The organism is Vibrio sp. vnigr-6D03 (assembly GCF_002835515.1).
Classification (GTDB): domain Bacteria; phylum Pseudomonadota; class Gammaproteobacteria; order Enterobacterales; family Vibrionaceae; genus Vibrio; species Vibrio penaeicida.
Genome location: NZ_PIZL01000016.1, coordinates 189,014 through 214,923, shown reverse-complemented (window position 1 = coordinate 214,923; position 25,910 = coordinate 189,014). Strand labels below are relative to the sequence as shown.

General features: G+C 45.5%; 27 protein-coding genes. All 27 read left to right on the top strand.

Features of this window, described 5'->3' with window-relative positions; translation table 11 throughout:
- Positions 1 to 54 precede the first annotated feature (54 nt).
- The 27 genes from fliH to CW749_RS13865 all read left to right on the top strand — a co-directional run bounded on the left by fliH (position 55) and on the right by CW749_RS13865 (position 25,907).
- Positions 55 to 855 carry a flagellar assembly protein FliH gene (gene fliH, locus CW749_RS13995; RefSeq protein ID WP_101112834.1) on the top strand — a complete coding sequence of 267 codons (801 nt, stop codon included), beginning with the start codon at positions 55 to 57 and terminating at the stop codon, positions 853 to 855.
- Positions 855 to 2,177: a flagellar protein export ATPase FliI gene (gene fliI, locus CW749_RS13990; protein ID WP_101112831.1), complete on the top strand. Its 1,323-nt coding sequence runs from the start codon at positions 855 to 857 to the stop codon at positions 2,175 to 2,177. Before fliH ends, fliI begins: the two co-directional genes overlap by 1 nt.
- Before the next feature lie 11 nt (positions 2,178 to 2,188).
- Positions 2,189 to 2,632: a flagellar export protein FliJ gene (gene fliJ / locus CW749_RS13985; protein ID WP_101112829.1), complete on the top strand. Its 444-nt coding sequence runs from the start codon at positions 2,189 to 2,191 to the stop codon at positions 2,630 to 2,632.
- Positions 2,633 to 2,778: 146 nt separating this feature from the next.
- Positions 2,779 to 4,893 (top strand): flagellar hook-length control protein FliK, encoded by a 2,115-nt coding sequence (locus CW749_RS13980; protein ID WP_101112827.1) that lies wholly within the window; start codon positions 2,779 to 2,781, stop codon positions 4,891 to 4,893.
- A gap of 36 nt (positions 4,894 to 4,929) precedes the next feature.
- Positions 4,930 to 5,424, top strand: coding sequence for a flagellar basal body-associated protein FliL (fliL, locus tag CW749_RS13975; protein WP_101112825.1), 495 nt, complete (start codon positions 4,930 to 4,932; stop codon positions 5,422 to 5,424).
- Between the two features lie 7 nt (positions 5,425 to 5,431).
- Positions 5,432 to 6,511, top strand: coding sequence for a flagellar motor switch protein FliM (gene fliM, locus CW749_RS13970; protein WP_101112824.1), 1,080 nt, complete (start codon positions 5,432 to 5,434; stop codon positions 6,509 to 6,511).
- Between the two features lie 10 nt (positions 6,512 to 6,521).
- Positions 6,522 to 6,929 (top strand): flagellar motor switch protein FliN, encoded by a 408-nt coding sequence (gene fliN / locus CW749_RS13965; RefSeq protein WP_101112822.1) that lies wholly within the window; start codon positions 6,522 to 6,524, stop codon positions 6,927 to 6,929.
- 2 nt (positions 6,930 to 6,931) lie between these two features.
- Positions 6,932 to 7,315: a flagellar biosynthetic protein FliO gene (gene fliO / locus CW749_RS13960; protein WP_101112820.1), complete on the top strand. Its 384-nt coding sequence runs from the start codon at positions 6,932 to 6,934 to the stop codon at positions 7,313 to 7,315.
- Complete coding sequence (gene fliP, locus CW749_RS13955) at positions 7,302 to 8,171, top strand: flagellar type III secretion system pore protein FliP (protein WP_101112819.1); 870 nt, start codon at positions 7,302 to 7,304, stop codon at positions 8,169 to 8,171. Before fliO ends, fliP begins: the two co-directional genes overlap by 14 nt.
- 12 nt (positions 8,172 to 8,183) lie before the next feature.
- Positions 8,184 to 8,453, top strand: coding sequence for a flagellar biosynthesis protein FliQ (fliQ, locus tag CW749_RS13950; RefSeq protein ID WP_101112817.1), 270 nt, complete (start codon positions 8,184 to 8,186; stop codon positions 8,451 to 8,453).
- Between the two features lie 8 nt (positions 8,454 to 8,461).
- Complete coding sequence (gene fliR, locus CW749_RS13945) at positions 8,462 to 9,244, top strand: flagellar biosynthetic protein FliR (protein ID WP_101112815.1); 783 nt, start codon at positions 8,462 to 8,464, stop codon at positions 9,242 to 9,244.
- A 24-nt stretch (positions 9,245 to 9,268) separates the two neighbouring features.
- Positions 9,269 to 10,399, top strand: coding sequence for a flagellar biosynthesis protein FlhB (gene flhB / locus CW749_RS13940; protein ID WP_101112811.1), 1,131 nt, complete (start codon positions 9,269 to 9,271; stop codon positions 10,397 to 10,399).
- A gap of 119 nt (positions 10,400 to 10,518) precedes the next feature.
- Positions 10,519 to 12,612: a flagellar biosynthesis protein FlhA gene (flhA, locus tag CW749_RS13935; RefSeq protein WP_101112805.1), complete on the top strand. Its 2,094-nt coding sequence runs from the start codon at positions 10,519 to 10,521 to the stop codon at positions 12,610 to 12,612.
- A gap of 25 nt (positions 12,613 to 12,637) precedes the next feature.
- Positions 12,638 to 14,128, top strand: a complete 1,491-nt coding sequence (gene flhF, locus CW749_RS13930; protein ID WP_101112799.1) for a flagellar biosynthesis protein FlhF — start codon at positions 12,638 to 12,640, stop codon at positions 14,126 to 14,128.
- 13 nt (positions 14,129 to 14,141) lie between these two features.
- Entirely contained in the window at positions 14,142 to 15,029 is an 888-nt protein-coding gene (locus CW749_RS13925) for a MinD/ParA family protein (RefSeq protein ID WP_101112794.1), read from the top strand.
- Complete coding sequence (locus CW749_RS13920) at positions 15,022 to 15,756, top strand: RNA polymerase sigma factor FliA (protein WP_101112942.1); 735 nt, start codon at positions 15,022 to 15,024, stop codon at positions 15,754 to 15,756. Before CW749_RS13925 ends, CW749_RS13920 begins: the two co-directional genes overlap by 8 nt.
- A gap of 44 nt (positions 15,757 to 15,800) precedes the next feature.
- On the top strand, positions 15,801 to 16,169 hold the full coding sequence (cheY, locus tag CW749_RS13915) for a chemotaxis response regulator CheY (protein WP_000697871.1): 369 nt from the start codon (positions 15,801 to 15,803) through the stop codon (positions 16,167 to 16,169).
- Positions 16,170 to 16,228: 59 nt separating this feature from the next.
- Entirely contained in the window at positions 16,229 to 16,951 is a 723-nt protein-coding gene (locus CW749_RS13910; protein WP_101112791.1) for a protein phosphatase CheZ, read from the top strand.
- Between the two features lie 9 nt (positions 16,952 to 16,960).
- The gene (locus CW749_RS13905; protein WP_101112786.1) at positions 16,961 to 19,186 is read left to right on the top strand and encodes a chemotaxis protein CheA; all 2,226 of its coding nucleotides are present in this window, start codon (positions 16,961 to 16,963) and stop codon (positions 19,184 to 19,186) included.
- Positions 19,187 to 19,199: 13 nt separating this feature from the next.
- Positions 19,200 to 20,342 (top strand): chemotaxis response regulator protein-glutamate methylesterase, encoded by a 1,143-nt coding sequence (locus tag CW749_RS13900; RefSeq protein WP_101112781.1) that lies wholly within the window; start codon positions 19,200 to 19,202, stop codon positions 20,340 to 20,342.
- Between the two features lie 9 nt (positions 20,343 to 20,351).
- The gene (locus tag CW749_RS13895) at positions 20,352 to 21,128 is read left to right on the top strand and encodes a ParA family protein (protein WP_101112776.1); all 777 of its coding nucleotides are present in this window, start codon (positions 20,352 to 20,354) and stop codon (positions 21,126 to 21,128) included.
- Positions 21,121 to 22,416, top strand: a complete 1,296-nt coding sequence (locus CW749_RS13890) for a chemotaxis protein CheW (RefSeq protein ID WP_101112771.1) — start codon at positions 21,121 to 21,123, stop codon at positions 22,414 to 22,416. The genes CW749_RS13895 and CW749_RS13890 overlap by 8 nt, the downstream gene beginning before the upstream one ends.
- 39 nt (positions 22,417 to 22,455) lie before the next feature.
- Positions 22,456 to 22,950, top strand: a complete 495-nt coding sequence (locus CW749_RS13885) for a chemotaxis protein CheW (RefSeq protein ID WP_101112766.1) — start codon at positions 22,456 to 22,458, stop codon at positions 22,948 to 22,950.
- Positions 22,950 to 23,450, top strand: a complete 501-nt coding sequence (locus CW749_RS13880; protein WP_101112762.1) for a DUF2802 domain-containing protein — start codon at positions 22,950 to 22,952, stop codon at positions 23,448 to 23,450. The genes CW749_RS13885 and CW749_RS13880 overlap by 1 nt, the downstream gene beginning before the upstream one ends.
- A 260-nt stretch (positions 23,451 to 23,710) precedes the next feature.
- Positions 23,711 to 24,328 (top strand): cytochrome c biogenesis heme-transporting ATPase CcmA, encoded by a 618-nt coding sequence (gene ccmA / locus CW749_RS13875; protein WP_101112758.1) that lies wholly within the window; start codon positions 23,711 to 23,713, stop codon positions 24,326 to 24,328.
- A gap of 3 nt (positions 24,329 to 24,331) precedes the next feature.
- Positions 24,332 to 25,000 carry a heme exporter protein CcmB gene (gene ccmB / locus CW749_RS13870; RefSeq protein WP_101112753.1) on the top strand — a complete coding sequence of 223 codons (669 nt, stop codon included), beginning with the start codon at positions 24,332 to 24,334 and terminating at the stop codon, positions 24,998 to 25,000.
- 154 nt (positions 25,001 to 25,154) lie between these two features.
- Positions 25,155 to 25,907, top strand: a complete 753-nt coding sequence (locus tag CW749_RS13865) for a heme ABC transporter permease (protein WP_101112751.1) — start codon at positions 25,155 to 25,157, stop codon at positions 25,905 to 25,907.
- Positions 25,908 to 25,910 lie beyond the last annotated feature (3 nt).

The window sequence follows — 25,910 nt, the reverse complement described above, 5'->3', positions numbered from 1 at the left end:
CCCCACGCGCTCCATTAGTGAGCGCAGCTTGAACAATTCAAAATAGGTAGAGTGATGTCATTAGAACGTAAACGCGGCTTTCTACGACCGGATGAAGATGACATAGCCGAAAAAGCAGAAGCGTGGGGGTTACCTGACTATACAGGTGACGCCAATGCTAACGCCAAAGATACCGCCCTCAAATACGATCCTTCTTGGGTACCCAACTTTGACACGCCCGAAGCTGAAGAGCCTGTAGAACTGACCGAAGAACAAATAGAAGAAATAAAGCAAGCCGCCTATCAAGAGGGCATGGCGTTAGGTCAAGAGAAAGGGTACCAAGACGGATTTGAAAAAGGCAAAGAAGAAGGGTTTACCGCAGGTCATCAAGAGGGTACAGAGCAAGGTAAGCAAGAAGGGCTTGAAGCTGGTCAAACTTACATTGAAGAACAAGTAAATCACTTTATGACGTTGGCAAGCCAATTTGCTCAACCTCTTGAATTAATGAATGCTCAGGTTGAAAAGCAACTGGTGGATATGGTTCTCACCATGGTTAAAGAGGTGGTTCACGTAGAAGTGCAGATGAACCCGCAAGTGATACTGGATACTGTCCGCCAAAGTGTTGAAGCTCTGCCTATTGCTGGTCATGCCATCACAATAAAACTCAATCCCGAAGATTTGGCCATCGTTCTATCGTCTTACGGCGAGGAAGAACTTGAAAATCGTAGCTGGACGTTATCCAGTGAGCCGTCTCTGAATCGAGGAGATGTGCATATTGAGGCCGGCGAATCGAGTGTGAGCTTTAAAATGGAAGAACGAATCCGCTCAGTCATTCAATCCTTCTGTGGTTCAAATCGGCATCAGGAGCAAGTGTAATGCTGGCTCTTGAAGAAAGACTTTCCAATTATAAAACCCAAGGTTTAACCACGAAAGCCATTGCTTCCGGCAAGTTAGTTCGCGTGGTGGGCTTAACGCTTGAGGCGACAGGGTGTAAAGCCCCTATCGGTAGCCTTTGTAAGGTTGAAACACTCAGCGGAGAAATGGAAGCTGAAGTGGTTGGGTTTTCAGGGGAAAGCCTTTATTTAATGCCGAGTGAACAAATTACAGGTGTTTTACCAGGCGCAAAAGTAACACCAATTACCACTGACAGCGGTTTGTCGGTTGGAATGGAGTTACTTGGCCGGGTCATTGATGGTGTGGGCAATCCGCTGGATGGTCTTGGTGATATCTATACAGAGAAAAAAGCTTCATGCAACGGTCAACCCATAAATCCATTGGCAAGAAAGCCCATTTCAGAACCGCTGGATGTGGGGTTGAAAGCGGTAAATGGATTACTAACGGTAGGTAAAGGTCAACGTATTGGTCTCTTTGCTGGCTCCGGTGTCGGTAAGTCGGTCACTCTCGGCATGATGACGAGAGGCACAACCGCGCAAGTGGTGGTAGTAGGGCTGATTGGTGAGCGTGGGCGCGAAGTAAAAGAATTCATTGAAGAGATCTTAGGAAAAGAAGGTCGCCAGCGTTCGGTCGTTGTTGCTGCTCCTGCCGATTCTTCACCTCTTATGCGTTTGAAAGGGTGTCAGACAGCGTTGACCATTGCGGAATACTTTCGTGACCAAGGGTTAGATGTACTTCTTCTTATGGACTCATTAACGCGTTTTGCTCAAGCACAACGTGAAATTGCCCTTTCGGTAGGAGAGCCGCCGGCCACTAAAGGTTATCCGCCATCGGTGTTTGCCAAGTTACCAGCATTGGTTGAGCGAGCGGGTAACGGTGATGATAATCAGGGGTCGATTACTGCCTTCTTTACCGTGTTAACAGAAGGGGATGATTTACAAGACCCCATCGCCGATGCCTCGCGGGCTATTTTGGATGGTCACATCGTGTTGTCACGCGAGTTGGCTGATGCTGGTCATTATCCTGCGATTGACGTCGAGAAATCCGTCAGCCGTGTTATGCCTCAAATCACAACAGATGAACACATGATGATGGCGAAAGCCGTACGTCAGGTGCTTTCAGTTTGTCGTAAAAACCAAGATCTTGTTTCTATTGGTGCATACAAACCAGGAACAGACCCAGCGATTGATACCGCTTTTACTCTCAAACCTAAATTGGATGAGTACGCGCAGCAGGGTATGGGAGAAGCGGTCCCATATGAAATGTGTGTGAATATGCTTCGCAGTATATTGCAGCCATCTTAAGAGAGGAATAAGTGAATAATGCTCTAGAGTTTTTACTTGAACAGGCGAAAGATAAAGAATCTCAGTCCGTGCTGGCTCTCAATAAGTCGAGAGCAGAGCTTGAAGATTACTACCGTCAAGTCGAGCAAATAGAAAAATACAGATTGGATTATTGCAATCAACTGGTAGAGCGTGGAAAAGGTGGGCTTACTGCGAGTGAGTATGGACACTTAAATCGATTCTTAACTCAGCTAGATGAAACCTTAGCTAAGCAAAAAGCTGCCGAAGAACACTTTGTTTCACAGGTCAATAATTGTGAAGAACACTGGTTGGAGACTCGTAAAACCCGTCGTTCTTATGAGTGGATGATTGAAAAGAAAGCAAAGGATAAGCGCATTCAGCAAGAAAAAGTAGAGCAAAGACAAATGGATGAGTTTTCTACTTTGCAATTTGCTCGCAGAAAAAGTTCTTTTTAGTCTAGTAACTAGAGTATATGAATTCAAATTGGCTCATTTTTTGCAAACTTTCTGACTTATATAAACTGAATTGAATCGCCGAAAGTCGACTGTTAATCGTGACGCTGTTGGTCACTCGAGTGAACCAACGCATAGAGAGTGTGTTTATGAGCCAAAATCCTCTGTCAGTGAACGAATCCGGAAGCAAGTCCTATTTGCTGGGAAAATCCAACCAATCTACTGATTCTGCAAAAGAAAGTGAATCGGGAGGGTTTCTTAACGCGCTAAAATCTGTCTTTTCCTCTGAGCCCACAGAATCAAGTAAAAAAATCAAAGTAGATGGTTCAGAAGAATCTAGCAAAACAAAGGGTGAGCTAGGTTCCGAGGATGTGGAAGGCAAAGGTTCTGAATCGTCAAAGGTTGCCGCCGCGGCAGCTGTATCGACAGATGAAGCCGATGGAGAAGAATCTGTCGACAAGCTTCTATCCAATTCTGACGAAAGCTCAGACGTAGCTGGCGATATAAAAAATGCTAAAAAACAAAACGTTGACCAGACTATGACTGAGGGGAATGACTTGCTTGGTCGGCTCGACGATTCAAATAAAGCCTTAAAAACAAAAGACACTCCAACAGATGTTAATTCAGCTGAAAACATCGATTCCAATGGCAACAAGTTGCCACAAGATTCTGCGGTTGTTGCAGGGGCGACAGGTCAGCCATTAAAAGAAAAGGCTGTTTCTGAACAAGATATAGCAGACGCAAAATCCAAATACCTTCAACAGTCCAATGTCGACGCTTCTAACGGAATGGGTGCGGCTGCTGTTGATAAAGCTTCAGCAGAAACGAGTAAGCTTTCGTCTTCGCAAGTGACAGATGAAACAAGCAGTGATTTTGTGAAAGGCGCGGTCGCCGTTTCAGGAGGCATGATTGCTGCCAACCAAGGTCAAATCGCACAAACATCAGTTGGAGCAGTGTCAAACCTCTCTGTTGATGGAGTACAAATTGGAGCCGAGTCACTGCAGAAGACTGGGCAAGCTGGAATAGCCCAAGGCACTTCCGAGCTAAGTGGTGAAGGTGCGCTGCTTGCAGGTGCAGCAACCACCAATAACGCAGTCAGTCAAAACGGTTTGAAACACGCTAACCAAAGCCCTCAAGATGCACAGATTGACTGGACACAAAATACAGTGACTCAGTCAGCGATGGATTCTGATACTAAGCTTGCTACAACGTTTTCAGATACTCAAAAGGTTGACTTGAAAGGTGCTCAAGCCAGTGCCGTTGGAGCCGGAGTTATCGCAAATCAGGTAGCTTCAGATACATCGTTTGATGGGCAACCGCTGGCAGCTTCTGAACAACTTCAAGGTCAGTACACCGAGCCGATGTGGACAACAACATCTGCAGAGATGAGCAAAGCGGAATTGCAGGCGGCGAAAGGCGCGATAGAGTCTACAAATAGTGCCAAAATGGCCGCTAGCGCAGCTCTTGCTGCCCATTTAGCAAATCCAACGTCCACTCCGCTGCCAGCCGATAGAATGGCGGCGGCTTCTGCGACACAAATTATGCCAAAAGAAATCAGTGCCGCGGCAATGAACCAGCAGATGATTGCACAAAGCATGACGGCTGGTGCAGCGACTCAAACCAGTAATGTGGCAGCAGCATCGGTAGCCGGAAGTGCGGCTGTTTTAGGCGCGACTAAACTGGCTAAAGGCAATGAAAGTGGTCATGGTGAAAAAGCGGATCTTTCCCAACAACTCGCTGGTGTCGCTTCGCAACAAGGCTTAACCAGTGCACAAGCTAAAGCAGAGGGGCAAGCCGTAGCAGCCACTCAGCAATCACCGCTACAGTTATCTCGAGACGGGGCTGCGGCAGGGGATCAGCTCGCCGAACGTGTTCAGATGATGCTGTCTAAAAACCTCAAAAATGTCGACATTCGGTTAGACCCGCCAGAATTAGGGCGAATGCAAATTCGTATGACGATGAATAACGACATTGCGTCGGTTCAATTTACGGTTGCGAACCAACAAACCCGAGACATTGTTGAACAAGCAATGCCCAGATTGAGAGAAATGTTGTCTCAACAAGGTTTACAGCTTGCAGATACGTCCGTTCAGCAGCAAAATGCAGGACAACAGCAACAAAGTCAGTATGTTGCGGGGCAGGGTTCCGGAAAAGGTAAAGATGGCGATGGCATTGATAGCGAATTTGGCTCAGAGGGTGACGAATCGCTCGAAGTTAACGTTGATGTGAAACCAAACCGTGATGGAATCAGTTTTTACGCTTAACATTATAACTTAACCTTCTATTTAACCGAGACGTTTATGGCAGAAGAACAACAAGACGCAGACGCACCCAAAGGAAAAAGCAAGCTCCTGATCATCATCATAGCGGTAGTCGTTTTACTTGCTGGTGGCGGTGGCGCAGCCTTTTTCTTGATGGGATCCGATCCTGCAGAAGAAGCTCCAGCAGCAGAAGAAGCAGCAGTTCCCACGAATGAGCCTGCTTCTTATGTCAATATCCCACAGCCGTTTGTATTTAACGTTACAGGGGATAAGAAAGACAGATTGGTACAAATCAAAGTCCAAATTATGGTGAGAGGGAGTGAAAACGAGGGAACGGCAAAACACCATTCTCCTCTGATTGAAAGCACCCTTCTTTCTACGTTTGGAGTCGCTACTGCTGAGCAACTTCGTACTCCTTTAGGTCGTGGGCAGCTACGTGATCAGGCAACTGACGATATTAAAGCTGCTTTGAGTCAGCTAGTAGGGCAGCCTGTCATTGAGAAAGTGCTGTTTACTGACTTCGTAATGCAATAGGTATCCTGTGACAGACTTATTAAGCCAAGATGAGATTGATGCGTTACTGCATGGTGTAGATGATGTAGATGATGGAGATGATGATGATCTTGATGCCGGTGGTGGGTCCCCCGAGAACACGTCCGACTATGATTTTTCGTCTCAAGACAGAATTGTTCGTGGTCGAATGCCGACCTTGGAGCTCATCAATGAGCGCTTTGCTCGGCACCTTCGAATAAGTTTGTTTAACATGCTGCGGAAAACCGCAGAGGTATCGATTAACGGTGTGCAAATGGTGAAGTTTGGTGAATACCAAAACACCCTTTATGTACCCACCAGTTTGAACATGGTGCGTTTTAGACCACTTAAAGGTACAGCGCTTATTACCATGGAAGCGCGATTAGTCTTTATCTTGGTGGAAAACTTCTTTGGTGGTGATGGTCGCTTCCATGCTCGGATCGAAGGGCGAGAATTTACACCGACGGAACGTCGAATAATCCAACTGCTTCTGAAAATCGTATTTGCAGATTATCAGGAAGCGTGGTCACCTGTTATGGGCGTTGAATTTGAGTACTTAGATTCAGAAGTAAACCCAAGTATGGCGAATATCGTGAGCCCGACTGAGGTGATCGTCGTGAGCAGCTTCCATATTGAAGTGGATGGTGGAGGCGGTGATTTTCATGTTGTGATGCCGTACTCCATGGTTGAACCGATCCGTGAGCTCTTAGATGCCGGTGTTCAATCCGATAAGATGGAAACTGACGTACGTTGGAGCTCGGCGCTAAAAGAAGAAATTATGGATGTTCCCGTCAATTTCCGAGTGAACTTGTTAGAGCGAGATATTTCCCTTCGCGACTTGATGGAACTAAGGCCTGGCGACATTATCCCAATTGAGATGCCTGAGAATGCGACAATGTTTGTAGAAGAACTGCCAACATACCGAGTTAAAATGGGTCGCTCCGGTGATAAATTGGCTGTGCAGGTCTCTGAAAAAATTAAGCGCCCAGATGTGGTTAAATCCGATTTGGTATTCCTTGGCAATGACATGGAATCAGAACTAGATAGTGGCGATGAGTTTGAAGAAATCTCGCCAGAAACAAATGAGTAGGTGATTGAGTATGGATCCAAACGAAGATCAAAAACTGGCAGATGAATGGGCCGCTGCGTTAGGCGAAGACCCGTTAGCATCTGGTGGCGATGATGATGTTGAAGCGGCTCCCCTTGAAGAATTGTCTAACGAGCCAGCTCCGATTTCTGAAGATGAGCGTCGTAAACTCGACACCATCATGGATATTCCCGTCACAATTTCGATGGAAGTTGGGCGTTCACAAATCAGCATTCGTAACTTATTACAACTGAACCAAGGTTCCGTTGTTGAATTGGACCGAGTTGCTGGTGAATCACTGGATGTACTGGTCAATGGAACTTTGATCGCGCACGGGGAAGTCGTAGTGGTGAACGACAAGTTTGGTATTCGTCTAACCGACGTTATTAGCCAAACTGAACGAATCAAGAAACTTAGGTAGTCATGAAAAAACTCTTTGGCTGGTGGTTGTTTCTGCCTGCGCCCGCATTGGCCTCCAGTGCTGGTCAGTTAGATATGGCTGCTACACTGGGATCTTTGCTCTTTGTTATCGCCATTATTTTCATATTGGCATGGGCATTAAAGCGAATGCGTTTGCCCAGTATGATGGGGCAAGACGGGCTAAGAATAGTTCGCCAGTTACCTGTTGGAACAAAAGAACGGCTAGTGATAGTACAGGCTGGAGAAGAGCAGTTTCTCGTAGGCATAACCGCGAACTCTATCAATTTGGTTTCTAAACTGGACAAGCCTGTCGAAGACGCACAACCCGTGTCGGCACCCTTCGCCCAACAACTTAGTCAGTTATTGAAAAAAGATGAAAAAAAATAATTTTATCGCTGCCTTACTGGCAGCGTTTCTGTTTTTATGCCATTCGACCTCGGTGGTAGCGCAGGAAGAATTGGCGAGTACAATTCCGACTAATGCGGTAGGCTCGCAAAATATTGCGGTGGCGGAATCGCAGACTGCAACAGGCTCTTCAAGTGCGTTTATCTCAGGTGGTGCTCCCGGAAGTGGTATTCCAGCAATAACGGTAACTACGAACCCTGATGGTACTGAAGATTACTCGATAAACTTACAAGTCTTGGCCTTAATGACATTGTTGGGCTTCTTGCCTGCAATGGTGATTTTGATGACGTCGTTTACCCGAATTGTCGTGGTGATGTCGATATTGCGTCAAGCTATGGGTTTGCAACAAACGCCGTCTAATCAGGTGATTATTGGTATTGCCATTTTTCTCACCTTCTTCATCATGTCCCCTGTGATAGACCGAGTAAATAATGAAGCCATTCAGCCATATGTAAATGAACAAATAACCGCTCGTGATGCGTTTACCTTGGCTCAAGTACCTATGAAGGACTTCATGCTTAAGCAGACGCGTGTTAAAGATTTGGAAACATTCGTCAATATCTCAGGGGCTCAGGTAAATAACCCCGAAGACGTGCCGATGAGTATTCTTATCCCTGCATTTATAACGTCGGAGTTAAAGACCGCGTTTCAGATCGGTTTTATGCTCTTTTTGCCATTTTTGGTCATCGACTTGGTGGTCGCCTCTGTATTAATGGCTATGGGTATGATGATGCTTTCTCCGATGATTGTTTCTTTGCCCTTTAAACTCATGCTATTTGTGCTGGTTGATGGTTGGAATCTCATCTTATCCACCTTAGCTGGCAGTTTTGCAATATAGCGGAGGGAATGTATGACTCCTGAAATGTTCGTTGACCTTTTCCGAGAATCGCTATGGTTGGTTCTGGTCATGGTATGCGCCATCATTATTCCCAGCCTTATTATTGGTTTGGTTGTTGCCATTTTCCAAGCGGCTACGTCCATCAACGAACAAACACTGAGTTTTCTTCCTAGGCTAGTTGTTACGCTCTTGGCTTTGATGTTATTCGGGCATTGGATGACACGTATGCTGATGGAGTTTTTCTTCGAGCTGATTGAACGCATGCCAACTGTTCTGCATTAGAGGCGGGTATGGAGTTTTCTGCAGACATCATTCTCGACTGGATAGCTAACTACTTCTGGCCTTATAGCCGGATTTCAGCGATGCTAATGGTCATGACCGTGACGGGGGCAAGATTTGTATCTACTCGGATACGCTTATATCTAGGTCTCGCCATTACGTTTGCGGTAATGCCCGCTATTCCCGCTGTCCCTGAAGATATCGAGCTATTGTCGTTTCAAGGTTTTTTAACGACGTTCGAGCAACTTGTGATCGGCATTGCCATGGGAACCGTTACCCAATTTATGCTACAAACGTTTGTTGTATTGGGTCAAATCCTAGGTATGCAGTCCAGTTTGGGTTTTGCGTCTATGGTAGATCCCGCAAACGGACAAAATACGCCCTTACTTGGTCAGTTATTCATGTTTTTGGCGACCATGTTTTTCCTATCGACTGATGGTCATCTGCAAATGATTCAATTGGTTGTTATGAGTTTTACCGCTTTACCTATCGGACAAGGAGCGTTGAATTCGGTTGATTACCGAGAGCTCGCTTTGTGGTTTGGTACTATGTTTAAAATGGCGCTGAGCATGTCGTTGTCGGGTATTATCGCTCTACTTACCATTAACTTGTCGTTCGGGGTAATGACAAGAGCGGCACCTCAATTGAACATATTCTCGCTCGGTTTTGCGTTTGCCTTGTTAGTCGGTTTACTGATTTGTTGGTATATCATCGCTGGGTTGTTTACCCACTACGACTTGATTTGGCTCGAAGGGCGTGGGCAAATTTGCCGCCTTATCGATATGAATTGTTAGGTCAATAAGCACTAGGAGGCTTTTTTGGCAGAATCAGACGGTCAGGAACGCACAGAAGACGCCACGCCCAGGCGGCTAAAACAGGCGAGAGAAAAAGGGCAAGTCGCCCGCTCTAAGGAACTTGCTTCCGTGTCTGTTTTAGTGATTGGGTCTGTGGCGCTAATGTGGTTTGGTGAATCTCTCGCAAGAGGGCTGTTCACGGTGATGTCACGCCTATTCTCTTTGAGCCGAGAAGAAATCTATGACTTTGGTAAGCTCATCGAGATCATCTTCGGAGCCATGGTTTACCTGATACTTCCTCTCCTTTTGATTTTGATTACTCTCTTTGTGGCAGCCTTAGCAGGTGCTGCTGGAGTGGGGGGGATCAGCTTTTCTGTTGAAGCTGCGATGCCAAAAGCGTCTAAAATGAACCCACTTAGTGGCCTGAAACGAATGGTCGGTATGCAGAGTTGGGTTGAATTGATTAAATCAATCTTGAAAGTGCTTTTGGTCGCGGGTGTTGCGTTTTACCTGATACAAGCGTCCCGTAAAGACCTGTTTCAGCTGAGTTTAGATTTGTTCCCAGCCAATATATTCCACGCTTTGGATATTCTGCTTAACTTCACATTGCTTATTAGCTGCTCATTGCTGGTTGTGGTGGCCATCGATATTCCTTTCCAAATATGGCAGCACGCGAATCAGTTAAAAATGACTAAGCAGGAAGTGAAAGACGAATTCAAGGAGACGGAAGGTAAGCCAGAGGTGAAAGGGCGCATTAGAATGCTTCAGCGTGAAATGGCGCAGCGTCGGATGATGGCAGATGTTCCACAGGCCGATGTGATTATTACCAACCCAGAGCACTTTTCTGTTGCGCTTCGCTACAATCAAAAAACCGACAAAGCGCCAATTGTGGTCGCAAAAGGTACCGATCATATCGCGTTAAAAATTCGAGAAATCGCCAGAGAGCACGATATTTACGTCGTCCCTGCGCCACCACTTGCTCGTGCACTTTATCATTCCACTGAGCTGGAACAACAAATTCCTGACGGTCTATTTACAGCGGTGGCTCAAGTACTTGCGTATGTATTCCAGTTGAAGCAGTTCCGAAAACGAGGCGGAGAACGCCCTTCTCTAAAAGAGAAGAACATGCCGATTCCACCAGACTTAAGACATTGATAATTCAATACTCTCGCTATCTACCGATAAGACAAATTTTTGACTATTCAAATGGACTGGAATTTGCATAATAGCCTTCACCTTGCGTTTTAACTTATAAATCTTCTATTTAGCTTCTTATGAAATTGAACCTGCCATTTGCAGAAAAACTGCCCAATATGAGTAATCGAGCAATGCCCGCAATAGGGGCTCCGGTACTGGTCCTCGCGACACTCGCGATGATTGTGTTGCCTATGCCTCCGTTTCTGCTGGATTTAATGTTCACGTTCAATATTGCGCTCGCAATGGTCGTTTTGTTAGTGACGGTATACACTCGTCGTCCTCTTGATTTTGCGGCGTTTCCTACGGTCCTGCTGGTCGCGACTCTTATGAGGCTTGCGCTCAACGTGGCGTCTACTCGTGTTGTTTTGCTCTATGGTCACGAAGGACCAGGCGCGGCAGGTAATGTAATCGAAGCCTTTGGTAACGTTGTTATTGGGGGTAACTACGCTGTTGGTTTGGTTGTCTTCCTTATTTTGATGATCATTAACTTCATGGTTGTTACCAAAGGTGCAGGGCGAATTTCAGAAGTAAGTGCTCGATTTACTTTGGATGCATTACCAGGTAAACAAATGGCGATTGACGCCGATTTGAACGCAGGGCTTATCGATCAGGATCAAGCCAGAACTCGGCGCTTTGAAGTGACCAAAGAAGCTGACTTCTATGGTTCGATGGATGGTGCGTCAAAGTTTGTAAAAGGTGATGCCATTGCTGGTATTTTGATCTTGTTCATCAACATCATCGGTGGTCTCTCCATCGGTATGATCCAGCACGATGTGAATTTTGGTGATGCAGTTCAAATCTATACATTGCTAACCATAGGTGACGGCTTGGTCGCTCAATTGCCGTCACTCTTGCTCTCGATTGGCGCTGCAATAATGGTGACTCGCCAAAATACTGACGAAGATATGGGACAACAAATGGTGTTCCAGATGTTCGATAACCCGAAAGCGCTCATGATCACAGCGGGCATATTAGGGGTTATGGGTATCGTGCCTGGAATGCCACATTTTGCTTTCCTACTGCTGGCTATCATTGCGGGCGGTGGTGCTTACTACATCAATAAAAAACAGAAAGAAGAAGCGAATAAACCGAAGACTCCAGCGAAACAAGAAGCTGAGCCTGTTTCTCAGAAAGAACTGTCGTGGGACGATGTTCAGCCTGTAGACGTGATTGGTTTGGAAGTCGGTTATCGCTTAATTCCGCTAGTTGATAGAGACCAAGGTGGAGAACTGCTTGAGCGTGTAAAAGGTGTCCGTAAAAAGTTATCACAAGATTTTGGTTTCCTCATACCTGCTGTCCACATACGCGATAACCTCGAACTGCCGCCAAACAGTTACCGCATAACGTTAATGGGCGTGGCAGTAGGCGAAGCCGAAATTCGTGCCGATCAAGAGTTGGCGATCAACCCCGGTCAAGTTTATGGCGTCGTAGAGGGTGAAGCCACCATTGACCCTGCATTTGGTTTAGAAGCCGTGTGGGTGAAAGACGATCAGAAAGAAACCGCTCAGGCTCTAGGTTATACCGTTGTCGATTCGTCAACAGTACTTGCGACTCACTTGAGCCAGCTACTCACAAACAATGCTTCGCAGTTAATTGGCCATGAAGAAGTCCAAAATCTACTGGAAATGCTGGGAAGAAATGCACCTAAATTGGTCGAGAACTTTGTACCGGACCAGCTTCAACTTGGTGTGGTGGTCAAAGTGCTACAAAACTTGCTCAATGAAGCCATTCCTATCAGAGATATTCGCACCATTGTTCAAACTCTGTCCGAGTATTCATCAAAGAGTCAAGAACCCGACATACTCACTGCTGCGGTTCGAATTTCGCTGAAACGACTAATCGTGCAGGAAATCAACGGGATAGAGCCGGAATTGCCAGTAATCACCTTGATTCCAGAGTTGGAACAAATATTGCATCAAACTATGCAGGCGTCAGGTGGAGAGTCGGCAGGCATTGAGCCAGGATTAGCAGAACGATTGCAGTCCTCGTTGAGCCAAGCCACACATGACCAAGAGCTCAAGGGTGAGCCAGCAGTATTACTGACATCAGGTGTATTAAGAACAACACTCGCAAAATTTGTGAAGAACACCATCCCGAACTTAAGAGTACTTTCCTATCAGGAAATACCGGATGAAAAGCAAATTAGAATTGTTCAGGCCGTCGGAAACTAAACATTGTTAGATTTGGAAAGCGATTTTGAAAATTAAACGATTTTTTGCCAAAGATATGCGCGGTGCGCTGCTTCAAGTGAAAGAAGAACTTGGATCGGATGCTGTGATCATGTCTAACAAGCGAGTGACTGGCGGCGTCGAAATAGTTGCGGCGATCGACGGCGACAGCGCGGCAAAAAATGGAAATAGAGATTCTAGCGCTTCTCGGAGCTCAAACGACTATTCACAAATGTCGTCTCCGAGAAGAGAACTAAAAGATGACAAAGTAAGCATAGGCGAGGGTAGCGGTTCAATGACTCGCCGTTTTGCCAACATGCTAAAGCAGTACAGCCAAGAAGCTGATTCAGAAAAAAGCACAGAAGCAGATTCATTAGAAGCGCTCTTAAAGCGTCAATCTTCAAACAAAGACTCAGAACCTTACGATCGCCGTCGTTCTTCTGCACCTTCTGGAATGGGTGCCTCTGGACGCTCGCTTGCCGAAGAGTCAGGGTTATCTCGGTTACTCAAAGATGACTCTTCCACAGACAGGCGCGCGCCTAAGTTAGATCCGACTCGATACGATAAAGGCGAACGCGATACGCGCGACAATGGAAATCCAGAAGAACTGGAGAACATGCGTGAAGAAATGACGTCTATTCGTCGTCTACTAGAGCACCAAGTTTCTGGATTAATGTGGCAAGAGGTTGAGCGTCGTGAGCCTCTAAGAGCCATGTTGATAAAGCGATTGGAGCGAATGGGGGTTTCTCAGGAGCTTGCAGATCAAATGGCATGCTACATCCCTGAAGACACCCCACCAGTACATGCTTGGAAAGCCTTGCTAGGTCTGATTTCAGATCAAGTCACCATTCCCCGTGAAGATATTTTAAAACGCGGTGGCGTTGTGGCTTTGCTCGGACCGACAGGTGTGGGTAAAACAACAACTGTAGCAAAACTGGCCGCGCGAGCTGCCATGGAGTACGGTGCCGATAACGTTGCGTTGGTGACAACAGATACATATCGTATCGGTGCACACGAACAACTGTCGATTTATGGTCGAATTATGGGCTGTCCGGTAAGAGTTGCTAAAGATTCTGAACAACTTGCCGAAGTCATATATCAGCTTAGAAATCGAAGGCTTATCTTAATTGACACAGCTGGTATGGGACAGAGAGATGTACGACTTTCCGAACAGCTAGATACGTTAATGCAGGAAAGCGGTGAAGTGATTAGCAGCTATCTCGTTTTACCTACAACAGCACAGCGAAAAGTGCTGCAAGAAACCATCGACCATTTTAAACGGATTCCTCTTTCTGGCTGTATTTTGACCAAGTTAGATGAATCCCTGAGCTTAGGAGAGGTTATCAGCGTGGTTATTCAAAATGCCATCCCTGTGGCTTACATTGCCAACGGACAAAGGGTGCCAGAGGATATTGTGATAGCTCAACCTAAGTATATGCTTGCAAAAGCAAATGAGTTGCTAGAGAAGTCAGCGGAAGATGAGCCTCACTATTGGAATAGTGAATCGGAAGGACTTTAAGCGGCGGACTACTATGAATAAAAATATGATACAAGATCAAGCCAGCGGCCTCCGTCGCTTAACGCAACCAACTCTTACTAAAGTAATTTCGGTTACTGGCGGTAAAGGCGGTGTTGGTAAAACAAATGTCACACTTGGTTTAGCACTTTCAATGGCGCGTCAAGGCAAAAAGGTTGTAGTGTTGGATGCCGATCTCGGATTAGCCAACGTTGACGTAATGCTAGGTATTCGGCCAAAAAGAAATCTAGGGCATGTATTGGCTGGAGAATGCGAGCTGAAAGACGCCATGGTCGAAGGACCTTTTGGTGTGAAAATTATTCCAGCTACTTCGGGTACTCAAAGCATGACAGAGTTGTCACCAGCCCAACATGCTGGTTTAATTCGTGCTTTCGGTTCTCTTGAAGAAGATATGGATGTACTTCTGATTGATACCGCGGCAGGTATTTCAGATATGGTCGTAAGTTTTTCACGTGCAGCTCAAGATGTCTTGATTGTGGTGTGTGACGAGCCTACATCCATTACAGATGCCTATGCATTGATTAAACTATTAAGTCGTGAACATCAGGTTCAACGCTTTAAAATTGTAGCCAATATGGTAAGAAGTTACCGTGAAGGGCGAGAATTGTTTGCAAAATTGACCTTGGTCACAGAACGATTTCTCAATGTTAGTCTCGAGCTCGTCGCTTGTATCCCTCTTGATGATAAAGTACGTCAGGCGGTGAAAAAGCAGAAGATTGTGGTGGACGCATTTCCGCGTTCTCCGGCTGCATTGGCTATCAGTTCGTTAGCAAACAAAGCATTAACTTGGCCAATTCCTAAAACTCCGAGTGGACATTTAGAGTTTTTTGTTGAACGCTTACTTAATAACAGAGAAGTAGCAGGAGAGCCTTTTGGTGACTAAGGCGCTGACATACGATCAATTTGGTAACCCAGGAAGCCAATCGGCTTTCTTGGAGCGTTACTCCGATCTTGTAAAGCGAATTGCCCATCATCTCATTGGTCGATTGCCACCTAGTGTATTGGTGGATGATTTGATTCAAGCAGGAATGATAGGGTTAATTGAAGCTCAGCAAAACTACGATGGAAGTAAGGGCGCAAGCTTTGAAACCTATGCTGGTATTAGGATTCGCGGCGCTATGTTAGATGAAATGCGACGTGGTGACTGGGTACCAAGATCGGTACATAAGAACAATCGAAGCATCAGTCAGGCGATAAATGAGCTAGAATCACAATTAAACCGTGATCCAACTGATGCAGAAGTAGCCAAACACTTAAATATGTCGCTAGAACAGTACCATAATGCGCTAACTGATATAAACTGTTCTCGACTGGTAGGAATTGAAGACCTTGGTGTGTCAGAAGATGCAATATCTCCACACGAAGCGTCCGAAGATAACCTACCATTCAAAGGGGTAGCAGACGAATCTTTCCGACATGCCCTTATTGAAGCTATTAAAACTCTTCCTGAAAGGGAAGCCCTAGTTCTCTCGCTTTATTACGATGAAGAGCTAAATTTAAAAGAAATTGGGGAAGTATTAGATGTCAGCGAATCTCGCGTTAGTCAAATACATAGCCAATCTATGCAACGTTTACGAGCTAAGCTTAGTGCGTGGACAATTAACGAGTAATAACACTGACTTCGACCTCAGTGGAGGCAATTTTGAATAAAAACATGAAGATCCTCATTGTTGACGACTTTTCAACAATGCGCCGTATTGTTAAGAACCTACTTCGTGACCTGGGTTTCAACAACACTCAGGAAGCTGATGATGGTCTTACCGCTTTACCAATGCTCAAGAAAGGCGAATTTGACTTCGTCGTAACGGATTGGAATATGCCTGGTATGCAAGGCATTGACCTGCTTAAGAATATTCGAGCTGATGATGAGCTTAAGCACCTTCCTGTTTTGATGATTACTGCTGAAGCCAAGCGCGAGCAAATTATCGAAGCAGCACAGGCAGGGGTTAATGGCTACATCGTCAAACCTTTTACTGCTGCAACGCTGAAAGAAAAACTAGATAAAATCTTCGAGCGTTTGTAAAGCCATTATTACGCTTATAACAAACACACATACAGAGGCGTTGAAAGGGCAAAAGTAGAATGATTTCTTTAGAGCAAGCGAAAGAGTTGGTTAGCTTGTTGGAAGGCGACAAGCAACAAGAAGCTAACGATCTCGTCAAATCTATTTCAAAGACTATCGAGAATCCAGTGATCCATGAAATTGGAACATTGACTCGGGAATTGCACGATTCTTTAACGCAATTCAAAGTCGATCAGCGAATGAATGAAATCGCTACAGATGAGATCCCTGATGCGAGAGATCGTCTAGAGTATGTGATAGAAAAAACGGAAACCGCTGCAAATAAAACTATGGACGCGGTCGAACGTTCTCTTCCAATGGCAGACAACCTGCATGAGCATTTAATGCTGGTTCGCCCTCAATGGAACCGGCTTATGAACGGGCGTATTGAGCTGGATGAGTTTAAATCTCTTTGCCATCGAATCGATGAACTGATGACCCAGGTAGAAGGGGATAGCTCTGAGTTAAGAAGCCAATTAACGGAAATTCTTATGGCTCAGGACTTTCAAGACCTTACTGGACAAATCATCCGACGTGTCATTACCTTAGTTCGTGAGGTAGAAGACCGACTTGTCGAAATTTTGACGGCCTTTGGTGTTGAGCAACAAACAGACGAGCACGAAGAGGACAAAGCGAAGAATGGTGCCGAAGCAGAAGGCCCAATTATTAACGCTCACGAGCGTGAAGACGCTGTCGCTTCACAAGACGATGTTGATGACTTGCTGTCGAGTCTTGGCTTCTAGGGGTTATATATGAGTTACGAATTAGACGAAGATATTCTACAGGACTTTTTGGTCGAGGCTGGTGAGATCCTGGAACTGCTTTCAGAGCAGTTAATAGAACTGGAAAACAATCCAGACGATAAAGATCTGTTGAATGCAATATTCCGTGGTTTCCACACCGTAAAAGGCGGTGCTGGGTTTTTGGCTCTTACCGAGCTGGTAGACGTTTGTCACGGTGCGGAGAATATCTTCGACATTTTACGTAATGGCCAGCGATCTGTAAGTGCTGAGCTGATGGATACTATTCTGCAAGCACTTGATGCTGTGAACATCATGTTCGAAGCCGTTCAAGAGAGACAGCCGCTTACGCCTGCAGACCCAGTATTAATCGAAGAGCTTCATCGTTTGTGCAAACCTGAAAGTGCCGATGAAGCTGCCCCAGCTGCTGAAGAACCTGCTCCAGTCGCGGCTCCTGAGCCTGTAGTGGAAACGCCAGCTGCACCTGTTTCAAGTGATTCCACTGATACAGGGTCAATTGATGAAATCACTCAAGATGAGTTTGAAGCTTTGCTTGATGAATTGCATGGTAAAGGTTCACCATCAGCTTCAAGTAGTACGCCAGCACCAGCCCCAACTCCAGCTGCTGATATAGCATCTGGTGGTGATGACATTACCGATGATGAGTTTGAAAAGCTTCTCGATGAGCTGCATGGCTCAGGTGGCAGCCCTACAGGTGGCGCATCTGATTCTCCTGCCCCAGCTCCTGTCACCCCAGCTGCTCCTGCGCCAGCAGCGCCTTCTGCTGGTATCGGCGGAGACTTAATGACAGATGATGAATTTGAGAACTTGCTCGATCAACTTCATGGTTCTGGTAAAGGACCGTCTCCTGAAGAACTTGAAGCAGCAACAAACCCAGTAGCTCCGGCTGCCGCAGCACCAAAACCAGCACCAGCGCCAAAAGCTGAGCCGAAGCCTGCCGCTAAACCAGCACCTAAACCTGCTGAGAAGCCTGCCGCAGCGAAACCCGCCGCGCCAGCGAAAGCCCAGACACCAGCAAAAGAGTCTAAGAAGCCTCAAGCTGACGCAACAGTTCGTGTTGATACATCAACATTGGATGACATCATGAACATGGTTGGTGAACTTGTATTGGTTCGTAACCGATTGGTTAGTTTAGGTTTGAATAGCAACGACGAAGAAATGTCGAAAGCTGTCGCTAACTTAGATGTTGTTACTGCAGACCTCCAAGGTGCGGTAATGAAAACTCGAATGCAGCCTATTAAGAAAGTATTCGGGCGTTTCCCTCGAGTCGTACGTGATATAGCACGTACCTTGAAGAAAGATATTGTTCTTGAAATGCGTGGTGAAGAGACTGACCTAGACAAAAACTTGGTTGAGGCACTCGCTGATCCATTGATTCACTTAGTTCGTAACTCGGTTGACCATGGTATAGAAATGCCTGATGTCCGTGTCGAAAATGGTAAGTCGCGTACAGGTAAAGTGATACTTTCTGCATCGCAGGAAGGTGATCATATTGAACTGAGTATTGTTGATGATGGCGGCGGTATGAACGCCGACAAACTCAGAAGCATCGCTGTTGATCGCGGTTTGATGGATGCGGATGCAGCGGGACGACTGTCTCCTAAAGAGTGTTATAACCTCATCTTCATGCCAGGATTTTCGACCAAGACAGAAATCTCGGATATTTCGGGGCGTGGTGTAGGTATGGACGTGGTTAAAACCGCGATCAATACCTTAAACGGGTCTATTGATATTGACTCCGAAATGGGTAAAGGCACCAAGATCACCATCAAGGTTCCGTTGACCCTAGCTATCCTGCCGACACTTATGGTAGGCGTGTCTGGACAACCATTCGCTTTACCATTAGCAAGTGTAAACGAGATATTCCATCTAGATTTGAGCAAAACTAACACCGTCGATGGTCAACTTACGATCATTGTTCGAGAAAAATCGATTCCACTGTTCTACCTTCAGCATTGGCTTGTTCCAAGTAGTTCTGATGGACAGAAAAAATCAAACCATGGGCATGTTGTTATTGTTCAGCTGGGGAGTCAGCGTGTTGGGTTTGTCGTGGACTCTTTGATAGGTCAAGAAGAAGTGGTTATCAAACCACTCGATGAATTATTGCAAGGTACACCGGGTATGGCTGGTGCGACAATTACCAGTGATGGTCATATTGCATTGATTCTAGATGTACCAAACTTATTGAAGAAATATGCCACTCGCTCGCATATTTAATTGAAGGGATAATATGGCGGTAAGAGTATTAGTAGTTGATGATTCGAGCTTTTTTCGCAGACGCGTAAGTGAAATTATCAACTCAGATCCGCGCCTAGAAGTAGTGGATATGGCCGTCAATGGTAAAGAAGCTGTTGAAAAAGCCATCAAAATAAAACCAGATGTAATCACAATGGACATCGAGATGCCCGTCATGGACGGCATCACGGCTGTTCGTGAAATCATGAAGGCGCAACCAACGCCAATTTTGATGTTTTCTTCGCTTACTCATGATGGTGCCAAGGCTACTCTAGACGCACTTGATGCAGGGGCTTTGGATTTTCTTCCTAAGAAATTCGAAGATATTGCTCGTAATCGTGATGAAGCTGTCACTTTATTGCAGCAGCGCGTACAAGAAATTTCGCGTAAACGTGCGTTTATGCGTCGTCCAATTGGCGGCGCATCAGAAAGCAGTATATCGACTGGCGCGACTGCGCGTACACCTGCACGTCCAGCGGCTTCTGCATTGCAAAGATCGGCTCCTGCTCCGGCACAAGAACGCAGTCGACCGGTGAGTGCCAAATTTCGAGCAACGGGTAAAAAATATCAAATTACTGCGATTGGTACTTCCACGGGAGGACCTGTCGCTCTACAAAAGATTTTGACCAAATTGCCTGGTCACTATCCGCACCCGATTGTTCTTATACAACATATGCCTGCTACGTTTACTGCTGCATTTGCCGCTCGTCTAAATTCTTTGTGTAAGATCCAGGTAAAAGAAGCGGAAGATGGCGACATCTTAAAGCCTGGCTGTGCGTACCTCGCGCCTGGCGGTAAGCAAATGATGATCGATGGTCGCCCTGGGTCGGCAAAACTTCGAATTATCGATGGTGGTGAGCGGATGAACTACAAGCCTTGTGTGGATGTAACCTTCGGTTCCGCAGCAAAAATCTACCAAGACAAAGTGTTGTCTATGGTACTAACCGGCATGGGGGCAGACGGTCGTGAAGGCGCACGGATGCTTAAAACCGCTGGTGCGACCATTTGGGCACAAGATGAAGAGAGCTGTGTGGTATACGGCATGCCACAGGCTGTGGCAAAAGCGGGCTTATCGACAGAAGATTTGCCTCTGGATCGAATTGCAGAGCGTATTCTGGTCGAAGTTGGACTATCCTAAGGAGCCAATGTGGTAGTTTGGAGCGTTGCTAACCAAAAGGGTGGAGTGGGAAAAACCACGACTACGGTTACTCTTGCTGGGTTGTTAAGCAAACAAGGTCACCGAGTGCTATTGGTTGACACCGATCCGCATGGATCGTTAACAACTTATTTGGGTTACGACTCCGATGAAGTCCCCTCGAGTTTGTTTGATCTTTTTCAGTTAAGACAAGTTGAAAAATCGACTGTTCAAGCCTTGATACTGGGTACGGATATCGAAAATATCGATATCATTCCAGCGCATATGTCATTAGCGACATTGGACCGTGTTATGGGTAACCGGAGTGGAATGGGGCTAATTCTAAAGAAAGCGCTAATGTCTGTTCAAGATGAATATGACTATGTGCTTATTGACTGTCCGCCTATTCTTGGTGTCATGATGGTTAATGCGCTTGCGGCAAGTGATAGAATATTAATTCCAGTTCAAACTGAATTCCTTGCCATGAAAGGGCTAGAGAGAATGGTTCGCACATTGGCAATTATGCAGAAGTCACGCCCAGATCCATTCAAGACCACAATTGTTCCTACGATGTATGACAAACGCACTAATGCCTCATTGCAGACACTAACTCAGCTAAAGAAAGGTTATCCAAATCAGGTATGGCCTTCCGCTATCCCTATTGATACAAAATTTAGAGATGCGAGTTTAAAACACCTCCCTGCCTCACACTTTGCATCAGGTAGTCGTGGCGTTTTTGCTTATAAGCAGCTATTACTTTATCTCGAGAGGTTAGCTTTCGATGATTAAAGATTCAGTGCTTTCTAGCGAACAGGCTTTAGATGAATATTTTACCTCACTTCTTGATGAAGAGGGGTTGTTGTCGTCTGCGGAAGCAGAAGCACTTGATGCCAAAACAAGGGTGACAGAGGAGACGTCCGTAGAATCGGTCAATCCATCAGACTCTGCAATTGTAGACACACCGGATACTGATATAGATGGCGATGTCGCATCTGAGGATGATATACCACTTTCTGAATCTGCAGAGTATTCTGTAGAATCGCCGTCAATAGCTGAATCGCCTGAAGAGTTGGAGTCGGAGCAAGAGAGTTTTAACCTCGACCCTCAACCTGAAGTACAACCCGAGCCTATTCCGTCCTATACTGAAACGGTATACAACGAATTTGAAGCACCGGATTTGGAAGATGTTCAACGTTTGTTGAGCCAACTCGAATCAACCAATATTGCTGATGAACCGGAAATTGATGAATTAATCGGTCAAAACACAGTCGAGATTGCGACACTCAGTGCCGAAGAGCCTGAAGTTGCAGTTGTCGATAAAACCGCTGTTGAAGAGGTTGCCACTCAGTTTGAGCCAGATGAAATTCAAGAGTGGGCGGTTGAAGAGCCAGACGTAGCAATCGCTGAGCCAGACATCGCTATTGCAGAACCTGAGATCGTCGTTTCAGAGCCAGAGATAAATGTCGATGAGCCTGAAATTACCAAAGTAGAGAGTGCACCTGAAGTACAAAGACCTATTGTTGAAGATAAGGTCGAAGAGCCAGAGGTTGAAGTAGCAACCGAAGTTGAGGCTCAAACTGAAACAGGTGGTGGTGCAGAGGATACTTGGCACACAGTCGCAAGGCATGAGGCGTTCCAAGTACTCTACTTTGATGTAAATAACGTGACTTTTGCGGTGCCGCTAGACGAACTAGGCGGGATTCATCGCAAGAACGAAGAATTGAATCACCTGATTGGTCGACCTGATTGGTATTTAGGTTTACAAACCAGCCGTAAAGAACAGCTTGATGTTGTCGATACAGCTAGGTGGGTTATGTCGGAAAAGCTGGTTGATGATTCTCATCGTGAGAATTATGAATATATTGTAATGCTGGGCGAAAGCCATTGGGGGCTCGCTGCTAATCAATTGATGGGCACCGAGTGGTTAGAGCCGGAAAAGGTTCGCTGGCGTGAAAGCGCAGGTAAGCGACCTTGGTTGGCAGGCATGGTTAAAGAGAAAATGTGTGCTTTAATTCATGTAGAAGAGTTAGTTTCCATGCTCAATGCCGGGCTGGATGTCAAAGCATTAGACAGTTAGTAGTAGAATTGTCGGTAGCGACACAGATGAGGATAAAACATGTCTCAAGCTAATGAAGTAGAAGTAAGAAAAGACCAAGTTAACGACGAGGTTCTGCAGTGGGTAACGTTTCAGCTAGAAGATGAGACTTACGGTATCAACGTAATGCAAGTTCGTGAAGTTTTACGCTACACGGAAATTGCTCCTGTTCCTGGCGCACCAGATTACGTGTTAGGTATTATCAATTTGCGTGGTAACGTTGTTACTGTTATCGACACTCGTTCTCGTTTTGGTTTAATGCAAGGTGAGATCACTGACAATACTCGTATTATTGTTATCGAATCTGAGCGTCAGGTTATCGGTATTCTTGTCGATAGCGTGGCTGAAGTTGTTTATCTACGTTCTTCTGAAATCGACACTACTCCAAGTGTTGGTACTGACGAAAGTGCTAAATTTATCCAAGGTGTGAGCAACCGCGATGGCAAGCTTCTAATCTTGGTTGATTTGAACAAGCTTCTTTCTGATGAAGAATGGGATGAAATGGCTCACCTATAATGAGCGATGAGTTGTATTCTGTTTTACCTTTTGTAGCAGGTGGCTCCGTTTTAGTTGCCTTATTACTGGTATTGTTTTTCCTCAGAATTCGGAAAAGTGGTCGTAAAAAAGTAGATCAGCAGCGCCAACAGGTTCGAGCTTTAGAGAAAGAACTTCAAAAGACGAACAAACAATTGCTTGAAGTGAGATCCGTAATGGTCGGGCTTGGGCAGAAAGTGGCAGAGCAGCAGGATATAATTCAGCACTTAAACGAGCGTATTACCGAGATTGAACATACTGATAATGATGGTCGATTGTACACCCGAGCGAGCAAGATGGTTCAATTGGGTGCCGGTATAAACGAACTTATTGAAGAGTGCGAGTTACCTAAAGCTGAAGCTGAACTAATGATGTCTTTGCAAAATAAGATAGCAGGCAAAGAAAAAGTTCCTCCCCTTAGTGGTCGAACCGCTCCGCGTCGAAGACAAGATCAAAGGCGTCCTCAAAAAAACGTAAAATGATCAAAAAGATACTTCTACATAATTGAAAGGAGCCATTGGCTCCTTTTTTTATGATGTCTCCCATTTTGTATATCCCCGATTATCCCGGCAAATAACGCCTCTCTATTCTGAAAATTATATGATCTATCAGGCATATTTATAAAAATATGAGTTTTGATTAATGTTTTTTTACGCTCTTTCATGAATCTTGGCGGAGCATCCTGTTTAGTGCATTTAGCATTGTGCTAAGATATACCCTTAATAAAATCAAGACATTTACCATGTTAGACGTATCCAATCTTACTGCTGTCCGTGATGAAAGAGTGCTGTTCGAAGCGCTTTCTTTTGAGGTTAACCCAGGTGATTTAATCCAGGTTGAAGGGCGAAATGGAACAGGAAAAACAACACTGTTGCGCATCATAGCCGGTCTGGGAGATTCTGAAGAAGGCTCTATATGCTGGAAAGGTGAAAGCATATTTTCTTCAAGGGAAGAGTACCATTCCGATCTTCTCTTTTTAGGGCACCAAACGGGTGTTAAAAAAGAGCTCAGTGCACAAGAAAATCTTGAATTCTATATGAACGTCCATCAAGGATTGAAAGACAAAAATGCATTATGGAAAGCGTTAGCTCAAGTCGGTCTTGCAGGAAGGGAAGACATACCCGTTGGTAAATTGTCAGCAGGGCAACAAAGGCGAGTAGCGTTAGCAAGACTATGGCTTAGCGAGCACCCTCTTTGGATATTGGATGAACCGCTAACTGCAATCGATAAGCAGGGTGTTAAAGTACTAGAATCGCTATTTGTCTCTCATGCGCAAAAAGGAGGGATGGTGCTCTTAACCACTCACCAGGATATGTTCGCAGACAACCCTCTTCTCAGAAAAATTAAATTGGGCGAGTAGTTAATGACCGGAGCAATGATATCAATAATAAGGCGTGAACTACTCATTGCCTTTCGTCGTCAGGCAGACATTCTTAATCCACTTTGGTTTTTCATTATCGTCGTTACTTTATTTCCTTTAAGTATCGGTCCCGAGCCAAATTTACTTGCAAGAATATCATCCGGCGTCGTTTGGGTTGCAGCGTTATTGTCTGCATTGCTGTCATTAGAAAGACTCTTTCGAGATGATTTTCAAGATGGAGCACTGGAACAGATGATGTTGATGCCTGTACCTTTACCGTTGGCGGTAATGGCAAAAGTTATCGCGCATTGGATTTTGACCGGAGTACCGCTGATACTCATTAGCCCTTTGCTGGCAATCTTATTGTCTCTAGACTTTAATACTTGGAGTGCCGTGGTTTTAACGCTTCTAGTGGGGACGCCAACATTAAGTTTCATTGGCGCAATAGGTGTTGCTCTTACTGTTGGATTACAGAAAGGTGGCGTTCTTTTGAGTTTACTCGTATTGCCTCTGTATATCCCGATACTGATTTTTGCGACCTCAGCGATAGATGCAGCTGGTTTGGGGGTCGCGTATAACGGTCAAATTGCCATACTGGGGGCAATGCTGGCTGGTGCAGCAACGCTAACGCCTTTTGCGATAAGTGCATCATTGCGCATAAGCGTCAATTGATATTGAACAAGTTTTTTTAGTTAACATTCCGTTAAAGTGTCAGGAATGTGCTACAGCTTTTTAAGTAACACATATAAATAATTAATATTACAACTTCCAAAGACCTAACCGTCTTAAAAAAGGAAGCCCTAGAAGTAAGAGTGAGACCTTAACCATGTGGAAATGGCTACATCCCTATGCCAAGCCCGAGAAAGCCTACCGGCTAAGCGATAAGCTTCTGCCCTGGTTTTCCATCTTGGCCGCCGTCTTTTTAGTCTCTGGTACCATCTGGGGGTTAGCGTATGCGCCTTCTGATTATCAACAAGGAGACAGTTTCCGGATCATCTACATCCACGTTCCTTCGGCAATTTGGTCGATGGGTGTGTATATGTCGATGGCAATCGCAGCCTTTATTGGTCTTGTTTGGCAATTACGTTTGTCGGACATGGCAGCAGCGGCAATGGCACCTATCGGCGCTGTTTACACTTTTATTGCACTGGTTACTGGTGCGGTATGGGGTAAGCCAATGTGGGGCACGTGGTGGGTATGGGATGCACGATTAACTTCTGAATTGATTCTTCTATTTTTATACCTTGGCGTAATCGCACTTTATCACGCATTTGATGACCAAAAGACAGGCGCTAAAGCGGCCGGTATTCTGGCCATTGTGGGCGTGATTAACCTTCCTATCATTCACTTTTCTGTTGAATGGTGGAATACCTTGCACCAAGGCGCAACGATCACAAAATTCGCCAAACCGTCGATATCTAACGATATGCTTTGGCCGTTGCTGTTGAATATTTTGGGGTTCGCTTTTTTCTTCGGCGCAGTCACAATGATCCGATTCAAAAACGAAATTATCAGCAAAGAAAGCCATCGTCCTTGGGTACAAGCTTTGGCGTTGTCTCCAGCCAGTAGTAAGGAGTAGACA

Bases quoted from the DNA above. Each gene is read 5' to 3' on its own strand.
- fliP (WP_101112819.1), top strand. From the start codon at position 7,302: ATGAAAAAAAATAATTTTATCGCTGCCTTACTGGCAGCGTTTCTGTTT.
- CW749_RS13905 (WP_101112786.1), top strand. From the start codon at position 16,961: ATGAGTTACGAATTAGACGAAGATATTCTACAGGACTTTTTGGTCGAG.
- CW749_RS13925 (WP_101112794.1), top strand. From the start codon at position 14,142: ATGAATAAAAATATGATACAAGATCAAGCCAGCGGCCTCCGTCGCTTA.
- CW749_RS13880 (WP_101112762.1), top strand. From the start codon at position 22,950: ATGAGCGATGAGTTGTATTCTGTTTTACCTTTTGTAGCAGGTGGCTCC.
- fliL (WP_101112825.1), top strand. From the start codon at position 4,930: ATGGCAGAAGAACAACAAGACGCAGACGCACCCAAAGGAAAAAGCAAG.
- fliO (WP_101112820.1), top strand. From the start codon at position 6,932: ATGAAAAAACTCTTTGGCTGGTGGTTGTTTCTGCCTGCGCCCGCATTG.
- flhA (WP_101112805.1), top strand. From the start codon at position 10,519: ATGAAATTGAACCTGCCATTTGCAGAAAAACTGCCCAATATGAGTAAT.
- fliN (WP_101112822.1), top strand. From the start codon at position 6,522: ATGGATCCAAACGAAGATCAAAAACTGGCAGATGAATGGGCCGCTGCG.
- CW749_RS13910 (WP_101112791.1), top strand. From the start codon at position 16,229: ATGATTTCTTTAGAGCAAGCGAAAGAGTTGGTTAGCTTGTTGGAAGGC.
- cheY (WP_000697871.1), top strand. From the start codon at position 15,801: ATGAAGATCCTCATTGTTGACGACTTTTCAACAATGCGCCGTATTGTT.
- CW749_RS13885 (WP_101112766.1), top strand. From the start codon at position 22,456: ATGTCTCAAGCTAATGAAGTAGAAGTAAGAAAAGACCAAGTTAACGAC.
- fliI (WP_101112831.1), top strand. From the start codon at position 855: ATGCTGGCTCTTGAAGAAAGACTTTCCAATTATAAAACCCAAGGTTTA.
- ccmA (WP_101112758.1), top strand. From the start codon at position 23,711: ATGTTAGACGTATCCAATCTTACTGCTGTCCGTGATGAAAGAGTGCTG.
- CW749_RS13865 (WP_101112751.1), top strand. From the start codon at position 25,155: ATGTGGAAATGGCTACATCCCTATGCCAAGCCCGAGAAAGCCTACCGG.
- fliR (WP_101112815.1), top strand. From the start codon at position 8,462: ATGGAGTTTTCTGCAGACATCATTCTCGACTGGATAGCTAACTACTTC.
- fliH (WP_101112834.1), top strand. From the start codon at position 55: ATGTCATTAGAACGTAAACGCGGCTTTCTACGACCGGATGAAGATGAC.
- CW749_RS13900 (WP_101112781.1), top strand. From the start codon at position 19,200: ATGGCGGTAAGAGTATTAGTAGTTGATGATTCGAGCTTTTTTCGCAGA.
- CW749_RS13890 (WP_101112771.1), top strand. From the start codon at position 21,121: ATGATTAAAGATTCAGTGCTTTCTAGCGAACAGGCTTTAGATGAATAT.
- ccmB (WP_101112753.1), top strand. From the start codon at position 24,332: ATGACCGGAGCAATGATATCAATAATAAGGCGTGAACTACTCATTGCC.
- fliQ (WP_101112817.1), top strand. From the start codon at position 8,184: ATGACTCCTGAAATGTTCGTTGACCTTTTCCGAGAATCGCTATGGTTG.
- CW749_RS13980 (WP_101112827.1), top strand. From the start codon at position 2,779: ATGAGCCAAAATCCTCTGTCAGTGAACGAATCCGGAAGCAAGTCCTAT.